Here is a 19,206-nt window from a genome sequence, read left to right as displayed (position 1 = left end):
GCTACCCTCTGTGGCAACATATGCGAGCGGCATCCCGCCCTACCTCGACTATGTCCGTAATGTCTATGTCCGAAATGCCGGATAACACGTCCCAGGGGGCCACCTACATGCAGCAGTACGCCACTCCGTCGGATCTGACCGTCGAAGACAAGGCCACGCTGGTCGACACTCTGCTCCGTTATCGCGACGAACGCCCGACACTCCCACTGTTCCGGCGACAGTCGTCCGGCCAGTGGATCACGGTGACCGCAAAGCAGTTCGCCGACGAGGTCGACGCCGTCGCGAAAGGTCTCATCGCGTCCGGGATCGCACCGGGCGACCGCGTCGCGATCTGTTCGTCCACTCGGTACGAGTGGTCGCTCCTGGACTACGCCATCTGGCGTGCGGGCGGGACAACGGTCGCGATCTACGAGACCTCCGCACCCGATCAGGTCCAGTACCTCCTCGAGGACTCCGGAACCGTCGCGCTTGTCGTCGAGGACGCCAACCACCGCGACAAGTTCCGCGAGGTGACCGACGGACTGCCCGCGCTTCGCGAAACCCTCGTCATCGACGACGGTGCGGTGAACGAGCTGACCAACCGCGGCAAAGATGTGCCCGACGCCGAACTCGATGCGCGACACGCCAATACGGTGTCGTCCGACGCAGCGACGCTGATCTACACCTCGGGCACCACCGGGCGCCCGAAGGGTGTGGTCCTCACCCACGCGAACTTCCTCGCCGAGTGCGCCGCAACCCGCTCGGCCGTCGGATCGGGTCTCGAAGAGGGCAATTCGACGCTGCTCTTCCTCCCACTGGCACACGTCTTCGCTCGCGTCATCGCCGTCGCGAGCCTGGAGAGTGGCGTCATCGTGGGGCACACGAGCGATATCCCGCACCTCGTCGAACATCTCGCCACCTTCAAGCCGAACTACGTGCTGTCGGTCCCGCGCGTGTTCGAGAAGGTCTACAACTCGGCCAAGCAGAAGGCATACGACGGCGGCAAGGGATCGATCTTCGACAAGGCCGCCGACACCGCCATCGAGTACAGCGAGGCGCTGGAAAAGGGTGGTCCCGGCATTGCGCTCAAGCTCAAGCACGCGGTGTTCGACGCCCTGGTCTACAAGAAGCTGCGTGCCGCACTGGGCGGCAACTGCGACGGCGCGATCTCCGGCGGAGCCCCTCTCGGGGCGCGCCTCGGGCACTTCTTCCGTGGCGCAGGCGTGCCGGTCTACGAGGGCTATGGGCTGTCGGAAACCACAGCGGCGATCACGGCGAACAGCGAAGAACACCAGCGCGTGGGTTCTGTCGGACGGCCGATCCCCGGGGTGACCATCGCGATTGCCGACGAGGATGGCGAAGTTCTCGTCAAGGGTCCGGTGGTCTTCACCGAGTACTGGCACAACCCCGACGCCACCGCTGATGCGATTCGCGACGGATGGTTCCACACGGGCGACGTCGGACACCTCGAGGATGGCTTCCTCTTCATCACCGGCCGTAAGAAGGAACTGATCGTCACCGCGGGCGGCAAGAACGTCTCCCCCGCCCAGCTCGAGGACTCGATCCGCGCGCATCCGATGATCAGTCAGTGCCTCGTCGTCGGCGACAACAAGCCGTTCATCGCCGCATTGATCACGATCGATGTCGAGGCCGTTCCCGGTTGGCTCGAGCGCAACGGGCTCGCTGCCGATACCCCGTTGACCGAGCTCGCCACCAACGACAAGTTGCGGGCGGAGATCGCCGAGGCCGTCGACGCCGCGAATGCGAAGGTTTCCAAGGCTGAGGCGATCAAGAAGTTCAGCATCCTCGACACCGATTTCACAATCGATTCGGGCGAGCTCACGCCGACGATGAAGCTCAAGCGCAACATCATCCACTCCGCCCACCAGAAGGCGATCGCCGACCTCTACACGTGATCGTTCGCTAGCAAAGTTCTCACCGCACCCCGCGTGGCCCTGCACGGCTACGCGGGGTGCGGTCTTCTACGCTCGAGTAACCATGACTCGTGATCTCGCCATCGACGCCACACGCGGCGTCGCCATCTGGTCGATGATCACGGCGCACTTCGCGCTGGGAATGCGCATCGCCGAACCCACGCACTCGTTTCCCTATGTCGACGGAATGTCTGCGTTCGTCCTGCTATCGGGATTCGTCCTCGGACTGGTGTATCAGCGCTGGATAGAACGCCACGGCCTGTGGTTCGGCTACCAGCGGCTCACCAAACGGATCGTCGTGCTGTATGTGTGTCAGTTGACGATTGCGCTCGTCGCCGTAGCCGCGGCGATGGCCGGGCATCGGTGGCTGACTCTCCTGCTCCCGATCGACGGGTGGGGCGAGGGTCTACGACTCGCGCTGAGCATGAATTACCTGCCCAGCGGGGGCAACATCTTGTTGCTGTACATGGTGTTGATGGCGTCGGCGTATGTCGTGTTCCCCCTGTTGATGCGTGGATGGTGGGTCGCGGTGCTGTGCGCATCGATTGCGCTGTACGTGCTCTCGCAGATCCACTCGCCGGACTGGTTCTTTCTGACCCAGTCGATGGCCTCTCCGCGGACGGAGAACTGGGCGGCGTGGCAGATCATGTTCGTGCCTGCGCTGGTGATCGGCTGGAACTGGCGACGTTGGCAGGGTGCCCGTTTCATCGACAGATACCTGCCCGCGTTTGTTCTCGTGACCGTCGGCGTGTGGTTGGTCTTCCACTACGTGATCGACACCGGGCCGTTGGCAGATCTCGAACCCCTCGTCGCCGACAAGGTCAGCTTTGCGCCGGCGCGGGCGTTGGGCGCCTGGGTCGTCGTGCCCGCGGTGTACGGGGTGTTCCGCGCGCTGCTGCGCGTATGGCATCACGACTGGTTGCGACCTCTCGTGATGACCGGGGCACGGAGCCTCGATTCGTATGTCATACAGGCGATCGCGCTGATCATCGTTCCGATCCACGTCGCTCACCGGCCCTGGGACGAGACCACGTCGATCGCCGTCACGCTGCTCGTCTTCGGCGCGTGCTGGGCGTGGGCGGAGCTTCGACGCGCCGCCGAGATCGACAAGCTCCATCGACTGCCCGCGATCGCCTACGACGCGACGCGCGGCCGCGCCGCCCCGGTCGAGGGGACTATTGAAGCCCCGGAACGCGAGCCCGTCGCCGGCGGTGTACCCGGTTGAGTTCCCGAAGCCGTTGACTGTCGCGGGCCGCGCCGCGCAGAAAGTGACGTCCCTGGGGTCACTCGCACGTACCGGTACATGCGAGTGACCCCAGGGATGTGGTTTTCTGCGCGGCGATCAGACCGATTTGCGTCGTGCAGCCCGCCTCAGCGAGCCGCCCATGCACGCGCGATGTCGAGTCGTTGCCAACCGCCGTGCGCTCCGGTCTTGTCGAGCGGGTATCCGCCGGGCAACGCCGTGCGCGCCAACAGGTCCCGCAGTTGCTGCGTCGACCATCCTGGGTGAGCAGCCCGGATCAGGTTCTCTGCACCGGCCGGAACCTGAAGCGGCGCAGCGGGTCCGGTCGGCAGGAACGAGAAGGTCGAGCGCTGCCGGTAGCTGGTCAGCGCGGCGTCGGTCGACACGTAGGGCTGCTGGCAGCCGACGATGCGGCTGATCGGTGCACCGACTCGCGCGGCGAGTACCGACCGCAGTTCGGTGCGCGCCTGCGCCAGCAGCCTTCCGAAACTCGGGTCGGCGATGACCTCGGCGGTGATGTTCTCGGCAAGCATGCGTCCGCCGATGACGTCGAGTGGGTAGTGCACCCCGAGCACGATGCGGTGATAGCCGTACTCGGCGCCGCGGGCGAGGACCTGCGGCCCGACCTCGGGCAGCATCGTCGCGATCAGAAAGGCCTGCGTGTAGCCCCAGGTGGTATGTCCCGACGGGTACGACCCGCTGCCGCGCACCGATTCGTAGAGGTCTGGGCGACCATCGCTGTAGTGGCGGATGAGAGTGGGCGCGACCTCGAACGGCCGCTTGTAGTCGAAGTACTTCTTCTCCTTCGACGTGCCGACGCGCTCGCCGACCAAGGCCTTCTCGCCGAGTAGCAACTCGCTCGTCTTCGGAAGCTGTCCCGCCTTGAGCGCGTCGAAGAACGCGGGCGAGAGCTTCGAGCCGAGAGCGTTGAAGATCGCGGGCCCCTCGATCGCGTAGTTGTCGTCGACCGCATACGCCGAAGCCTTGGGACTCGCGGAGTTGTTCACCGCGATGGCCTCGAGAAGATTCTGCTGCTTTATCACCGGGGACAGTGACGAGAACGCGTCAAGGGTCGCGATGTGATCCGCGGGCTTCGCAGTCGCGAACGGCGCCGACTTCTCGCCCGCGGTGAAGCCACTCGACGCCGAGACGGCAGTCGGGGCGAAGGCACATGCTGCGGGAGCCGCTGTGGCGGTCGCGGGTACCAGCAGGCCGACGGCAGCAATGACGGGAACGACTGCGGCCGTGAGTAATCTGCGACTTCCGAACCGACGCATAGGTGTTTCCTCCCCGAGGCAGTTGCGCCCCATGGACGTCGGGGCCGGTCGCGAACTCACTCAGATGACCAGCTCATGTCAACGCCATGGCGACGATGCGGTGAACGTCTGGTGTCCAGACCGGTCCCATCAGATCGGGGTCGGACAATCCGGTCGGGTTGGGGAGCGCTGTGGGGGTGCTTGCTCAGCGAACCTCGTAGAGGATGCCCCTACCGATTGCCTCGCGCACCACGGGCAGTGCTGCTTCTGCGAGCGCGTCGGCGTCGACGTCGTGGAAGTCGGCGAGAAGTTCGATCAGAGCACCGAGTGGCACCTGGCCTCGGCAACCCGCCAGCAGTGCCCGTGAGACGTCGTCGACGCCGAGCACGGCGCCCGGCCCGCCGGGACGGCGTACGGATGCACCGATCTCCTGCCACCCCTCGTCGCTCGGAAGTGACTGCGCGTCGAGAAACACCGGAGCGGTTTTCAGCCGAGCGGCCAGCAGCGCGGCGTCGGAGGTTGTCCGGAGATAGTCACGACGGTCCAAGAACGCCTTCGCTTCAGGACCGGTCACCTCCTCACCCGCGCCGGTGATCTCCTCGATCACGACGTCGGGCGGACCGTCGGGGCCGCCGCGACGATCCCGAAGTGTGATGACTCCCATGCCGATTCCCGCGATGCGCTCTCGCTCGAACCAGTCGAGCCAGGCCGATCCCCGCGCGGCGATCTGCTCGGGTTCTTCGCCTGCGTCGGACAACCACAGCGAGATGTAATCGACGGGATCGGCCAGTTCACGCTGCACGACCCACCCGTCGAGTCCCGTCTCCGCGATCCACGAACCCACCCGATCGCGCCAGTCGGCGTCCTCGTAGACGATCCAGTTGGCGAGCAACTGCGCCGTGCCTCCGGGATTCAGGTGCGCGGGCAACTCGCGGATCAGGCGAGCACACAGAGCGTCGCCCTCCATCCCGGAGTCGCGATACTCGTAGTCCTGCGACCCTGCTCCGACGACGAACGGCGGATTGGAGACGATCAAGTCGAAGCGCTCGTCCCCGACGGGCTCGAACAAGCTGCCCTCGCGCAGGTCCCAGGACATTCCGTTGAGGCGCGCGGTCGCGGCGGCCAGGGCCAGCGCTCGGGGGTTGGTGTCGGTCGCAACGATCCGGTCGACGTGCGTTCCGAGGTGCAGCGCCTGAATTCCGCACCCGGTACCGAGGTCCAATGCCGACTCGACCGGATCACGAATGATCGCCCGTGCCAACGAGATCGACGCCCCTCCGATACCAAGTACGTGATCGTGCCCGACAGGACCCGAGCGCATCGCGGCGTCTTGGTCGGAGACGACGAGGTAATCGCGGACGTCGTCGGCGTGCGGTCGGATGTCGAGGACAGCCCGCACCCGCTCGTCATCGACGAACTCGACGACGCCGTTCGCTGCGAGCGCATCCAGCGGCGTCGACGCAAACGCCTGCTCAGCGGCCTCACGCGGCTCGTCAGAGCCGAGGAGGAAGAGTCGGATCAGCGTCGCGAGAGGTCGGTGTTCGGTGGGCGCTGACGAGGTAGCTCGCAGCGCAGGCCACCACACTCCCCCGCCGAGAGCTGCGTTGGCCTCGTCACCGAGAAGCGCGGCAACTCCGTCGGAGTTGTACTGCGCCGCACGCAGATCCGCTCCGATCGAGTCGACGACCGACGCGTCGTGGAGAGGAAGGCGCCCAGGCGTGGGGTCAGACATGCGTCACCGACCTTTCAATGCTTCGTGGGGCAATGTCCAGCAGACCACACGACCCGCACCGTGGCAGACGACACTCACATCAATTCGCCGAGAAGTCTGTACGCAGTCCGTAAAGTGCCCTAGCCTTCCGAGTGTCAGCCGAGACCTGATAGTGACCTTAGAGATTCATTAAGGTTATGCTAACCTCACGAACTGAGCCGATGTGCTGGTGCCGTCGGCGGGATGAGTGAGCAGGCGGCGGACACCATTTCGGTGACACATGAGAAGAGAGTGCTTCATGGTGCGTGGCGGGGGTCGGGACCACCCAGCGGCAGTAGGACGATCGAGAACCGGGACGAAATGGCTCGTCCGCGTCACCGCAGTCACGACGTTGTGTTCGGTGTTTGCCGCCGGCGCTACCGGTAATGGCACAGCCGCCGTGGTGGCCACGCAGGCCGCGCATCAGCAGCAGGCCGCAACGCAAGCGGCACAGATCAAGACGAAGCCGACAACGCGTCCCGCCGAGACCTACGACGAGCGACTCGACCGGATCGGCAAGTCGAAGCGATCACTGCTGGCAACGCCCAAGGAGAACCTGGGCAAGGAAACCAGTTGTGTCAGTGCTGAATTCACCTCCCTTGCAGTGGTCTACGACTCGCTCTTCGAGTCGATCCTCCCGTCACTTCCGCCTCAGCTGAAGCAGAACGCCTACGCCGCACGTGCACAGGCACATCGCGACATGGACCAGATGAACGTCTCGACGCTGGCGATCTCCGACAACCCGCTGGCCCTCGGCGCCGATTCCGACGACCCGGCCACCAAGTACCGCACCCCGATCTCCCAGTGGATCGTGGTGCAGCTCTTGAAGGTTCGCGACGGCAAGCAGAACGATGCGATCCCGGTCAGCCGCATCACGTTGATGCAGGCCGTGGAGACGGCATGGCTGTATTTGTTCACGACCGTCGTGGCACCTGCGCGGGTGCTGTCGCAGATCGCGCCGATCCAGGGCAGTCCGTTTGAGGGAACCCAGCTGTCGGCACTCTCGGACTTCATCACCTGGAGGAGCATCCTGCAGATCGGCGTCTCCGCCAGCGCGCTCGGTGCCCAGTACACCTACCAGGCGATCGCCAGCTCGATGATCAACCAATGCGTCGCGCGGGTCACCAAGGAGCAGAAGGACGACGCCGGTCGGCCCAGCGAGACCGTGCGCTACAACATCCCGATCCCGGCCATCGTGCAGGACATCGCCGATCAACTCGCACTCGCCGACAACAAGACCTGCGCTCCGGTCGGTTCACTTCCGCTGTCGCGCATCGTGACTCGCACCTCCGACTACGCGCAGACGATGGTCACCACCGAGGCGCAGAAGCGCAACATTCGTAACGAGACCAAGCGCATTCTTACGACGATGCGCTCGACCCCGATTCCGCACAACCTGATCCCCGCCGATCCCGCGGACTTCAACACGGCGGAATCGATCGCGTCCTACATCGGCACGATCATTCCTTACGTCGGCGGCGCACCCCTCGACATCGCGTTGGGCCTCGGACACAACATCGGCCAGGGCGACAACCTCGCGGCGACGGTACCGCTCGCAGACCTCACCGTGACCAAGGGAATGACCGCCGCGTATTACTCGCTCTACCTGTCGCTGTACTTGTTCAGCACGGCAGGCGGACTGGTGGAATCTGCGGGCCTTGGGGCTGCAGGTATCACGGGTCTTCCGATCACCCCGGTCCGCCTGCTCAACGCGGCCGGTTCGGCAGCCATCACGTACGGACTCGTCAACTACCACAACGTGATCCGGTCGATGTGCTTGCGCGAGGACGACACCACGGGAGCCGGTCTCGGAGCCGAGCAGAACAAGAAGTTGCGCGACGCCAAGGACGGCGTGCGCACCGAGAAGGCGGCCGACGAGAAGGCGCTCGCGCCCGCCGCACCGACCACGTCAGCGCGCGTGCCCGCCGGTGAGGATCGACGTCGCACCGCGACACCGTCGACGACATCGAAGAAGCCAGCCATCACCCCGGTGCCCGGCCTGCCCTTCACGATTCCGGCTGCTGGCTGATAGCCGAAGAGCAGGTGACGGCGGTTGCTGTTGGTCGCAGGTTTGGTGACTCACGGCAACCGCAGGTGGTCGTGCACGTAGGGTAACGCTTGTGCGGTTCGGTGCGCGCAGGCAGAATCCGACCACCTCGCTACGGCGCGGCCCTGGTCCGTCGCATCCTGTCAACGCACGGCCGCTGGTCGGTCTGACGTCGCTGCAACCGTGGGTCTACGACCTCACTGTGCGCCTCGAATCCGAGGTGGTTGCCGGGCTCGACGGCTGCGATCTCGTCGGACGCGTCGTCGGAGAAGACGACGAGCTGACCTACGCCATCCATGCCGTCTTCGACCCTGACGAGCACGACGTGCGGGACTCGTACGCCGCGACGGCTGTAGCCCTCGATCTCCACTTCGACGACGGCCACACACTCTCCGAGAGGACGGTGCTCGACCAGCACGGCGTCGAACTCGATCCGCGCAGTCAGTACCTTTCTCGGACTATCGCGGTGGATCAATGGACTCTGAAACGAGTGCGACTCACCGGATGCGCGGGGCTGAGAATCGTCGGGGTGGTGCTCCGGTTGGCTCCACCTCCGCGAATCACCAAGAGTCACAAGCAACGTCGGCTCAGGGGATTTGTCGACGAGGTGTGCCTGCGTCCGAGCAGCGCGCCTCCGCCGGAGCGTATTCACCACGTACGCACCACACGCGGAACGCACTCCAGCGACCGCTTCTCACGCGGCAACTGCGCACCGCTGGTCGCTCCCCCACACGGATCGGTGTTCGGTCTGCCGATGACCGACGCGGGCAATCGAGGGTGGCCGTACTCGTACCACGAGGCCAACGACGCCGAGAATCGTTCGCACCTCAACGCTTTCGCGACCTCGCACATCCCGAGTCCCTGGATGGGTGATCGTGGTGTGCTCCAATTCTTTCCCAGTGCACTTTCCCAGCCCTCGCTCGATCGCGGCGACCGTGCGCTCGAGTTCTCACACCACCACGAATCTGATCGTCCGGACCGCTACGCCGTGTCGCTCGGCGGCGGCTCTGCCGCCGGCGGTGTCGACGCCGAACTCACCGCGGGCACCTGGTCGGTGTGGCTGCGGATTGGCTTTCCCTCCGACGTCGGGTCACTGATCTTCGATCAGCTCGACGGGCGCGGATCGCTGGTGTTGTCCGACGCCTCACGGGGTGTGATCACCGGATTCGTCGACGGCCCGGGCGGTTTGGTCGATGTGCCACGCATGTATTTCGCCGCCCGCGTCGACGTTCCCGTCACGGCAACACGCCACGCACCCGGTCGCCACGAACGCAGCGCGGTGCTCGGAGCGGTCACGCTCGATGTCGCGCAGCGTCGAAGCGCGGTGCTCGCCATCGGGACGTCGTTCATCGGTGTCGATCAGGCAGCCCGCAACCTCGACTATGACATCTGGCTTGCGGGAGGCGGTTTCGATGCGATCTGGTCACGAAGCCGAGCCGCTTGGGACGCTATCCTCGGTCGGCTCGACATCCGTGGCGCGAGCGATGACCAACTCGTCACCGCGTATTCCAGTCTCCATCGAGTTCACCTCTACCCCACCATCGCCCATGAGAACGTCGGGACCCCCGAGCGTCCGCAGTGGGCATACGCAGACCCGTTCGTTCCGCCCGTCGACGACGCACCGACGCGGACGGCGCGTCCCGTTGTCGACGGCAAGCTCAGCGTGACCGACGGCTTCTGGGACTCCTATCGTGCGAGCTGGCCGCTGCGCACCCTCGTGTGGCCAACGGAGACAGGCGAATTGGTCGACGGCTTCGTCGAACATTACCGGCGGAGTGGTTGGACGAGCAGGTGGTCGGCGCCGGGGCCCGCCGACATCATGACCGGCACGAGCAGCGACGCGGTGTTCGCCGACGCCGCGCTCGCCGACCTGCCGGGACTCGATCTCGAGAATGCCTACGACGCCTGCCTACGCAACGCGACGACACCGTCGTCGAATCCCCGCGTGGGCCGAAAGGGTATGTCACGGTCCCTGTTTCGTGGATTCACCGACACCGACACGGCCGAGGGAATGAGCTGGACGGTCGACGCCGCGATCAACGATGCCGCCATAGCAACCTTCTCACGCTTACTCGCACAACGCTTTCCAGCGCATCCGCGGAGTGAGGAGTTCCGCACCAACGCACTGTGGTTCGACGCGCGAGCCGCGTCGTACGCCGCCGTCTTCGACGCCGAGAGCGGCTTCTTCCGCGGGCGAGATCGCAATGGGGACTTCCGTCCGCTTCGCGACTTCGACCCGCGCAGGTGGGGCGTCGACTACACCGAAACCAACGCCTGGGGAACAGCATTCACCGCACCCCACGACGGCGAGGGACTTGCGACGCTGCACGGAGGACGAGCCGCACTCGAGAAGAAGCTCGACGAGTTCTGCGCGACTCCCGAAACCGGCAGCGCCGACATGCGCGGGTCGTATCCCGTTGTGATCCACGAGATGCGAGAGGCGCGCGACACCCGCATGGGCATGCTCGCCCTCTCCAACCAACCCGCACACCACATTCCGTTCATGTACGCCCACGCGTCCACGCCGGGCAGCTTCGCCCACGCGAAGACGCAGGCGTTGATTCGCGATGCCACACAGCGACTGTTTCTCGGATCGGAGATCGGGCAGGGATATCCGGGCGACGAGGACAACGGCGAGATGTCGGCGTGGTACCTCTGGGCGGTCACGGGGCTCTATCCGCTGTCGATCGGCTCGGGCGAATACGTGATCACCGCGCCGACGTTCCCCTGGATCAGGTGGACGTTGGACAACGGCGCCACACTCACCGTCGACGCTCCCGCGGCGTCGCCGACCAATCGCTACATCGAGTCCGTGACCATCGACGGGCAGCCGTGGAGTCACATCACCGTGTCTCGGGAACGACTGATGCGGGGTGCACGCATCACCATCGCGCTCGGCCCGGCGCCCACGACGTGGGCCGCGGGCACGGTGCCGGCATCGACTACTCCGCAGGGCGCAGTACCCCAACCACCCCGCGACCTGACGAGTCCGCGGGCAGCTCCGACGTGCGCCCGCGGCCCAACAGACGCAACCGCCGTCTTCGACGACGATTCGTCGACAGCGCCACTACTCCTGCCATCCGGCCACGCGGTCGGCTGGGCATTCGACGCCCCGACCCTCGTCGACCACTACACCGTCACCCCGCACTCGGCGGGCGAGCTGGGGTGGCTGATCGAGGTTCTCGACGACGCCGGCACGTGGATCTCCGTCGACGAACGGAGAGCTTCGTTCCGGTGGGATCGACAGACCCGCATCTTCGCGCTGCCGACGGCGAGCACAACGTCGGAGATCCGACTGCGGACACTCGACGACGCCGAGCTGGCTCAGTTGGAGTTCTTGCGACTGAACAGCACCGTGCACCCACCGGAAGAAAGCCAGCACTGCCCGCGACGTCTCGCGACACCGCGGGCAAGCGATAGTGGCGAGTCAGTGTCCGGCGACCACGTCGGCCTCGTCGACGGTCACCGGCGTTCGGGCGTTGGGTAGGAACCAGTAGGCGAAGCACACGATTCCGAAGAAGAGATAGCCGAGCGCCACTTGCGGGTTGGCCGCCCACGTCACCTCGGGTGCATGGATGAGCCCGATGAACGACAGCACCGCACCGACCAGGCAGGCGATCGCCGCATAGTGGAACTTCTTGTCCAGGATGAACGTCACGATCGCCCCCAACACCAGACCCACCAGCACCGCACCTTCGCCGAAGGTCTTGAGGCCGGAGTAGACGAGCCCGGCGTTGGCCAACGCGTCGCCTCCTACCTTGTCGGCCGTCGTTCCTGCCGCGGACAACGCGTTGTCGATGAGGCCGGTTCCCCACTGCGCGAGGTTCGGCAGGATCGCCGCGACCACTGCTACCGCGTGCAGACGGGGTACAGCCTGGAACGCCTGGGCCCCGATGAGCAGGCCGATGTAGAGCAGGATCGGCACGATCGCGGGCACCGGCAGCAGCGCCTCGAGTACCCCGACCAACCCGAGGAAGCACAGCAGGCCGACCACCACCCCACTGGCCAGCGAGTACGTCGACCGACCACCGGCGTCCTTCCACCCCGGGTGCCCGATGTAGACCGCAGGCGGGAACGGCGAGCCGAACGCCGCACCGATACATGCGCCCGCACCGTCGGCCAGCAGCACGCTCCGTAGGTCGTAGTTGTCGCCCGCGGCGGCGGCGCTCTCGACGTTGCTCATCGCCTCGGTGAAGTTGTAGACGCCCAACGGGATTGCTGTGCCCAGCAGCGGGGCGAGATCCCCCAAGCCCGAGAAGAGCATGTCGAACCGCTGATCCGGGACTCCGATGGCGATGTTGTCGACAGCGCTCTGCAGGTCGGGCAACGACATGAACCCGCCGATCCAACCGATGGCGGTGCCGACAAGTAGCGCTGCCAGCCCGACCGGGATGTTGCCCGGCAGCTTCACGTCGGTGAAGAACCCGATCAGGATGATCGCCAGCACCGGCAACCCAATCCATGCCGCATCCCATATCTGTCCGGCCGGCCGCATCGAGATGAAGGTGATCGAGATACCGGCGAGGGTGCCGAGCATCGCCGCGCGCGGGGTGAGCTTGCGGACGTACGGTCCCACGAACGCTCCGATCATCACGATCACACCGATCATGAACGCCCACGCCAAGCCGGCCTGCCAAGCCTGCATCGCGTCGTTGCTCTTGAGGTAGACCGGCAGCATGACCACGAATACGACGATGAACATGTGTGGAACGCTCGGCCCGTACGGCAGAGCCGTGACGTCACTCCTGTTCTCACGCTTGGCAAGTCGTCGGGCCAGGAAGGTGTAGTACAGATTGCCCAGCACGAGTGCGACGCCGAGGGCGGGCAGCACGGTACCGAGGACATCGTCGGCCGGAACCTTGACGACGCCGATCATCAGGCCGGTAAGGGTCAACGCGTTGACGAGAATGTTGAATCCGAGCCCGAAGAAGGCGTTGGTATCCCCTCGGGTCCACCACGGTAACTTCGCAGTGGCGTCAGGTGTCGACGGCTCGGTGGGTGGCGCGGGTTCGACGGTGGTGCCCATGATGTTCCTTCGAGTGTGTAGATGTTTCAGCAATGTCGATTCCACAACGCCGTGGAAGGTAGTGGTGAATAGTGTTGTGCTAGTTCAGGAAACGACGTCAGACGAGGCCTCTGCACGACGCCCGAGCATCGCCGGGAGCAGGTCGGCACTCGCAGCGACCCAGCCGAAGATGCCGCCCTGCGCGGCGATCATCTCCAGCCCGACACGCTGAAACTCAGGGAAGTAGGACCCGACGCAATCAGAAACCACGACGCACTCATAACCCCGGTCGTTGGCTTCACGAGTTGTGGTGTGCACGCACACCTCGGTGGTCACGCCGGTCACCAATAGCTGGGTAATGCCATTGGACTCCAACACTTTTCCGAAGTCCGTCGCGTAGAAGGCACCCTTGCCGGGTTTGTCGATGACGACTTCGTCGGCCAGCGGCGCAAGCTCGTCGACGATGTCATGGCCGTACTCGCCCCGGATCAGGATGCGCCCGAATGCCCCGAGGTCGCCGATCCGTTTCGACGGAGCACCTCGAGACAGTTTGGCGGGCGGGCAATCCGACAGATCAGGAAGGTGTCCTTCCCGCGTGTGTACGACGAGCATGCCCGCTGATCGGGCGGCGGCGAGCAGCGCCTGCAACGGTTCGACGACCTTCTGCAGCTGTCCGACGTCGTTGCCAAGAGTCTCACCAAAACCGCCGGGCAGCAGGAAATCTCGCTGCATGTCGATGATCACCAGTGCGGTGCGGTCGAGTTCGAGATCGATGGGTTCAGGTAACGCCATGACGGTGACCGATTCGCTCACAACACGGCCTTTCTGTTGTGCTGCAGGGGTTTCGCTTGCACGCTGTTCAGCTCTGGGCGTTCCACGACGGAGGCGTGCGCCCGCGGCTCGTCGAGCAACTCGGCCGCAAGATGCAACACCGTGTCGTCGGAGAGGGCATCGCCGAGCAGCATCGCAGCATGGGGACGTCCGTCGGCGGTGGTTCCCTGGGGTACCGAGATCCCCAGAAGGTCAAGCAGATTCCCGAAGTGCGTGTAATGACCGAGCATCGTGTTCGCCGCGATGGGTTGTGCAAGCACCTCATCGACGGTGAACGTGCGGCCGATCGTCGGCACCACCAGAACATCCATGCCGCGCCAGATCCGGCCGACCTCGGCACGCAGTTCAGCAAGTCGCTGCAGTGCGGCGAAGGCATCGACCGCCGTGTACTTCAGTCCGCTGCGCAAGATATCGCGCACCACTGGGACGATCTCTTCCGGATGCTCGTCGAGGAATTCATCGAACACCACCAGGCGCTCGGCGACCCACGGCCCCGAATACAGGAGTTCGCCGGCGGCAAGGAAGGGCGCCAGAGATACCTCGACGACCTCGGTCGGGACGGAGAAACTGTTGTTCTGGAGCTTGTTTCGGAAAGCAAGATGAGCATCGCGCATCGCCTCATCGCCGAAGAACTCCAACTCCTCCACCGGCGGCAGGCCGATAGTGATGCGGTCACCGTCGAATCCCGGCCCCGACGCTCGTGACCACGGATCATCGTCGTCGACGCCTGCCATCACCGCCATGACCCGATCGACGTCGTCGATGCAGCCGGCCATCATCGTGATGCAGTCCAACGACTTACACGCCGGCACAAGCCCCACAGTGCTGATCAAACCTCGGGACGGCTTGTAACCGACGACACCGTTGAGGGCCGCAGGGACCCGGCCGGACCCGGCAGTGTCGGTGGCCACCGCGAACGGGACCTCACCCAGCGCGACCGCCAGCGCCGATCCCGAACTCGAGCCACCGGAGATCATGTCGCCCCCGTAAACGCTGCGGGGCACGGTGAACGGCGTGCGCGTGCCGTTGAGACCGGTAGCGAACTGGTCGAGGTTGGTCTTCCCGACGTAGAGCGCACCCGCGTCGAGTAGGCGCTGCACGACCGGCGCGGTGGTCTCGGCGACATATGCGTAGCCCGGGCACGACAGCGTGGTGGGCACCCCGGCGACGTCGATACTGTCCTTGACGCCGAAAGGCACTCCGTACAGCGGAAGACCGCGCGCGCCCGGCCTGGCTTCGAGTTCGGCCGCCGCCGCCATCAGTTGGTCTCTCGGCACCGTCGACAACCAGGTGCCATCGTCTCCACGCGCCTCGATCGCATCGCAGACCATTCGTGCGGTTCTGCTCGGCGACCCGCTACCGCTCACATGTGATTCGACGATCTCGGCGACCGTCGGCCCCAGGGTTGGACCCTCTCCGGAAATGTTCATACCGTCGATTGTCGACAGAATCGTGCCAACCGAAGAACGGCTGTGTGTCGTTTGTGTTAGCTCATCCGGGCTTCGTCGGCTCGCCCGTCCTCCCCCATCGTCGCCTCGACGAGGTTGAGGTAGTTGAGGTGTCCGTGATCACGTAGTGCGGCGACCACGGCTTCGATGTCGTTGGCTTCTAGCGCGTGCAAGATGTCGTGATGACGATGGAGTCCATCATCGTGCCCGTGGTGGTCGCGCGCCTCCGCACGCAGGTTGACCGCCATGGGCAACTGTAGTTTCAGCAGGATCGGCTCCAAGGCGATGTCGAGTTGCCGATTGTCGGCGAGTCCGACCACCGCTGCATGAAACCGCCGATGAGCATCGTCGATATCAATGTCGGCCGAAGCATTCTCCATGGCCTCGATTGCCGCGCGCACTGGCGCAAGTTGAACGTCAGGATCGGCCAGCGGCAGCGCCGACTCGACCGCATATCGCTCCAGGAGTTGGCGAAGTTCGAAGAGCTGCAAGATGTCTCGCGGTGACCACTCTGCCACCCGGGTTCCGCGGCGAGGCTGGTGTTCTACGAGGCCCTGCTGGGCGAGCAACCGGAGTGCCTCTCGGACCGGAGCCCGACTGATGCCGAGATCGGCGCATAGTGTCTCTTCGACGATCTTCTGTCCGGGTGTCAATGCCCCGGACAGGATCGCGTCCCGAATACGACGGCCTGCCACGTCGACGAGGCTCTCCGGGAGATCGGGGGTGACACCGGACCCATCGATCTCCGTCATCGTGCGTTCGTACCCTTCGTAGTGATGAATTCGTGGGTGACGGTTGGTCGTACCCGTGGCCGAGTCTAGTCAGCATCGCGTCATCCGCCGGACATCTCTGGCCACCGTGACGTCGGATGCGAATTCACGGGCGCACTGATTCGAGTAAGGGTTCTGTGGTGCGCGAGGGGGGACTTGAACCCCCACGTCCTAGGACACTGGAACCTAAATCCAGCGCGTCTGCCAATTCCGCCACTCGCGCGTGCGCGGTCAACAGTACCGGTCGCGCGGCGATACACCCAGGCCAGGTACCGTCAAAGGTATGTCTACTACGCGTCGTGGTGCTCGCAGGCACCGCCCGGCACTGTTGGTGCTGGTGGCGCTCGCCGCTGTCGTGTGCCTCGGCATGGCGTGGTGGCAGTGGGATCGTTATGAGTCGTCGGGCGGTACCGGCCAGAACCTGGGCTACGCGCTCCAGTGGCCGGCGTTCGCCATCGCGTTCGTCTGGGCGTACCGCCGGTTCGTGGTGCTCGAGGCCGACCCGGAGGAGGTCGAGAAGCTCAAGCCCAAGGGCGTGACCGAGATCCCCGACGGCATACTCCCCGAGCGGGCCACCACCCCGAGCGCGTCGTCGTTTGCCGCGACTCCCGTGAGCGACGATTCGACACTCACCGACTACAACCGGTACCTCGCCGAGCTCGCCGCCACAGACCACGAGCGCACCGAGGCGCAGCCGGTCACCACGCCCGCGACGACCCGCGAGTCCACACAGACGGAGGAACACCCCAGGTGAGCAGCGAGACCCCACAGAGCACCGAAACCGCCCAGTCCGCACAGACCACCACGCCCGTCGCGAAGGTGAAGAGCGCACTGACTCGCTATCGCGTGCTCGCGTGGATCACCGGTATCTGGCTGCTGCTGTTGGTCGCCGAGTTGATCCTGCGCTACGGCTTCGGCAATCACGTGTTGGACTTCGTCCCGCCGGTACACGGCTGGATCTACTTCATCTACCTGATCTGCGCGATCGACCTCGGCATCAAGGTGCGTTGGTCGGTCGGCAAGATCATCGTGACCGCCATCGCGGGCACCATCCCCTTCCTCTCGTTCTATGTCGAGCACATCCGGTCGAAGGAAGTAAAGGCGCAGTTCAACCTGCCCTAAGGCAAGCGCTGCGCTGCGTTCACGCAAGCGCGGCTGACTGGCGAGGTGCGCATCGTTCAGTTGGCCAACTTCTACGGTGAGCGCTCCGGAGGACTGCGCACAGCCGTCGACCGCTGGGGTGCCGGCTACGTCGCCGCCGGACACGACGTGACACTCGTCGTACCGGGAAGCGAATCGCGCGAAGATCTGATGCCGTCCGGCGTAGTGAAGATTTCAGTGCGCGCGCCGGGTATCCCGTTCTCCGACGGGTATCGCCTGGCATCTGCTCGACGCGTCGCCGACGTTCTGGCTTCGATCCGCCCCGATGCACTCGAGGTGTCGGACCGGCTGACGCTGCGCGGTTTCGGTGGCTGGGCCCGACGCCGCGACATCCCGTCGGCAATGGTGTCGCACGAGCGGCTCGACAGGCTGCTGGCCATGGCCATGCCCGTGCGGACCGCCCGGGCACTGGCCGATCGGGCGAACGCCGCAACCGCCAACTCGTACGACTCCGTGGTGTGCACCACCGGGTTCGCCGCCGCCGAATTCGAGCGGATCGGGGCCCGCAACGTGGTCCGCGCACCGCTCGGCGTCGACCTGGAGCAGTTCGCGCCACATCACCTCGACCCCGCGCTGAGTGCTCGGTGGACCGACGGTTCGACGACGCTCCTGGGCCACTGCGGCCGACTGTCGATGGAAAAGCGCGCAGATCGCTCCGTAGCGGCAGTTGCGAAACTTCATCGCGCGGGACTACCCGTGCATCTGGTCGTCGCGGGAGACGGTCCCATGCGCGGCGCCCTGCAGCACGCCGCCAGGGGCCTACCTGTCACGTTTCTCGGCCATCTGCGTGACCGACGCGAGGTCGCGGCACTGTTGGCCAGCACCGACGTCTCGTTCGCTCCCGGCCCGCACGAGACCTTTTGCCTGTCGGCGTTGGAGTCGCTCGCGTCAGGGACGCCGGTCGTCGGATCGCGGTCGTCCGCGGTAGCAGGAATGGTCGACGAGTCGTGCGGCGCACTCGCCGACAATTCGGGGACAGGGTTCGCACGCGCCGTCGAGCATGTTCTGTCGATACCGCGTACCGAACGTGAAGGTGCCGCTCGTGCGCGTGCTGCGCAGTTCACGTGGCCCGATTCGGTCTCACGGATGCTCGCGGTCCACAGCGGCGGCGCAGGCTGACGGTGGCCGCTTGCTGCGACGTCTAGTCTGTTGAGGGCCGTCGACCCTCAGGCCAGGGCGCGCAGTGCGGGAACCAACTGCGCCAAGGCTTTTCCGCGATGGCTCAGTGCGTCCTTCTCTGCCGGTGCCAACTCGGCGGCAGAGCGTCCGGCAGCTACCGCGTCGTCGGGGATGAAGAGCGGGTCGTAGCCGAAGCCGTTGGAGCCCTGCGGTTCTCGCGCAAACGTGCCGCGCCACTCACCGCGCACGACAGTCTCGTCGCCCGACGGCGACACCAACGCACACGCCGACACGAATGCCGCGCCCCGTCGTTCGTCGGGTGTGTCCGAGAGTTGCGCCAACACCAGCGCGTTATTGGCGGAGTCGTCGCCGTGTACGCCGCTCCATCGAGCCGAAAGCACCCCGGGCATCCCGTTGAGTGCGTCGATTTCGATTCCCGAATCGTCTGCGAGACAAGGTAATCCAGTTGCCCGCGCGCCGGCTCTGGCTTTGATCAACGCGTTGTCCTCGAAGGTCGCACCGGTCTCGGGTTCTTCGGGGTACTCGGGCACGGCGTCGAGTCCGATCACCTCGAGGCCGGTGAGGCCTGCGGCGTCGACGACACGCTGAAGCTCGGCGAGCTTCTTGCGGTTACGACTGGCGAGGAGTACCTGCGACATCGAG

General features: G+C 65.2%; 14 protein-coding genes and 1 tRNA gene. 7 read left to right on the top strand and 8 right to left on the bottom strand.

The window, feature by feature from the left end; translation table 11 throughout:
* Positions 1-107: 107 nt before the first annotated feature.
* Both ACRVY7_RS21680 and opgC read left to right on the top strand, forming a co-directional pair.
* On the top strand, positions 108-1,895 hold the full coding sequence (locus tag ACRVY7_RS21680; RefSeq protein WP_431818676.1) for an AMP-dependent synthetase/ligase: 1,788 nt from the start codon (positions 108-110) through the stop codon (positions 1,893-1,895).
* A gap of 82 nt (positions 1,896-1,977) precedes the next feature.
* Positions 1,978-3,138: an OpgC domain-containing protein gene (gene opgC, locus ACRVY7_RS21675; protein WP_431818603.1), complete on the top strand. Its 1,161-nt coding sequence runs from the start codon at positions 1,978-1,980 to the stop codon at positions 3,136-3,138.
* A gap of 146 nt (positions 3,139-3,284) precedes the next feature.
* Here opgC and ACRVY7_RS21670 read toward each other — a convergent pair whose 3' ends face one another.
* Both ACRVY7_RS21670 and ACRVY7_RS21665 read right to left on the bottom strand, forming a co-directional pair.
* Positions 3,285-4,433 (bottom strand): acid phosphatase, encoded by a 1,149-nt coding sequence (locus tag ACRVY7_RS21670; RefSeq protein ID WP_431818602.1) that lies wholly within the window; start codon positions 4,431-4,433, stop codon positions 3,285-3,287.
* A gap of 184 nt (positions 4,434-4,617) precedes the next feature.
* Positions 4,618-6,144, bottom strand: a complete 1,527-nt coding sequence (locus tag ACRVY7_RS21665) for a DUF7782 domain-containing protein (RefSeq protein ID WP_431818601.1) — start codon at positions 6,142-6,144, stop codon at positions 4,618-4,620.
* Between the two features lie 379 nt (positions 6,145-6,523).
* Between ACRVY7_RS21665 and ACRVY7_RS21660 the strand changes: the two genes are divergently transcribed.
* Entirely contained in the window at positions 6,524-8,191 is a 1,668-nt protein-coding gene (locus tag ACRVY7_RS21660) for a hypothetical protein (RefSeq protein ID WP_235434475.1), read from the top strand.
* Between the two features lie 91 nt (positions 8,192-8,282).
* Entirely contained in the window at positions 8,283-11,696 is a 3,414-nt protein-coding gene (locus tag ACRVY7_RS21655) for a GH92 family glycosyl hydrolase (RefSeq protein ID WP_431818600.1), read from the top strand.
* Here the strand turns inward: ACRVY7_RS21655 and ACRVY7_RS21650 are convergent.
* The 5 genes from ACRVY7_RS21650 to ACRVY7_RS21630 form a co-directional block, all read right to left on the bottom strand.
* Positions 11,637-13,235, bottom strand: coding sequence for a SulP family inorganic anion transporter (locus ACRVY7_RS21650; RefSeq protein WP_431818599.1), 1,599 nt, complete (start codon positions 13,233-13,235; stop codon positions 11,637-11,639). The genes ACRVY7_RS21655 and ACRVY7_RS21650 overlap by 60 nt on opposite strands.
* A gap of 84 nt (positions 13,236-13,319) precedes the next feature.
* The gene (locus tag ACRVY7_RS21645; RefSeq protein WP_049700910.1) at positions 13,320-14,027 is read right to left on the bottom strand and encodes a cysteine hydrolase family protein; all 708 of its coding nucleotides are present in this window, start codon (positions 14,025-14,027) and stop codon (positions 13,320-13,322) included.
* Positions 14,024-15,475 carry an allophanate hydrolase gene (locus tag ACRVY7_RS21640; protein WP_431818598.1) on the bottom strand — a complete coding sequence of 484 codons (1,452 nt, stop codon included), beginning with the start codon at positions 15,473-15,475 and terminating at the stop codon, positions 14,024-14,026. Before ACRVY7_RS21640 ends, ACRVY7_RS21645 begins: the two co-directional genes overlap by 4 nt.
* Before the next feature lie 56 nt (positions 15,476-15,531).
* Complete coding sequence (locus ACRVY7_RS21635; RefSeq protein ID WP_064868056.1) at positions 15,532-16,245, bottom strand: GntR family transcriptional regulator; 714 nt, start codon at positions 16,243-16,245, stop codon at positions 15,532-15,534.
* A 156-nt stretch (positions 16,246-16,401) separates the two neighbouring features.
* Positions 16,402-16,486, bottom strand: a tRNA-Leu gene (locus ACRVY7_RS21630).
* A 60-nt stretch (positions 16,487-16,546) separates the two neighbouring features.
* Here ACRVY7_RS21630 and ACRVY7_RS21625 point away from each other — a divergent pair.
* The 3 genes from ACRVY7_RS21625 to ACRVY7_RS21615 are packed head-to-tail and all read left to right on the top strand — an operon-like array spanning position 16,547 to position 18,543.
* Entirely contained in the window at positions 16,547-17,017 is a 471-nt protein-coding gene (locus tag ACRVY7_RS21625; RefSeq protein ID WP_064868060.1) for a hypothetical protein, read from the top strand.
* Complete coding sequence (locus ACRVY7_RS21620; protein WP_049700914.1) at positions 17,014-17,385, top strand: DUF3817 domain-containing protein; 372 nt, start codon at positions 17,014-17,016, stop codon at positions 17,383-17,385. Before ACRVY7_RS21625 ends, ACRVY7_RS21620 begins: the two co-directional genes overlap by 4 nt.
* 45 nt (positions 17,386-17,430) lie before the next feature.
* Complete coding sequence (locus tag ACRVY7_RS21615; protein ID WP_431818597.1) at positions 17,431-18,543, top strand: glycosyltransferase; 1,113 nt, start codon at positions 17,431-17,433, stop codon at positions 18,541-18,543.
* A 47-nt stretch (positions 18,544-18,590) separates the two neighbouring features.
* Here the strand turns inward: ACRVY7_RS21615 and rdgB are convergent, their stop codons facing one another.
* Positions 18,591-19,202, bottom strand: coding sequence for an RdgB/HAM1 family non-canonical purine NTP pyrophosphatase (gene rdgB, locus ACRVY7_RS21610; protein WP_431818596.1), 612 nt, complete (start codon positions 19,200-19,202; stop codon positions 18,591-18,593).
* Between the last annotated feature and the right edge of the window lie 4 nt (positions 19,203-19,206).

Source organism: Gordonia jacobaea, assembly GCF_965344965.1.
GTDB classification, from domain to species: Bacteria; Actinomycetota; Actinomycetes; order Mycobacteriales; family Mycobacteriaceae; genus Gordonia; species Gordonia jacobaea.
The sequence above is the reverse complement of the archived record's forward strand: the minus strand, read 5'-3'. Positions and strand labels throughout refer to the sequence as shown.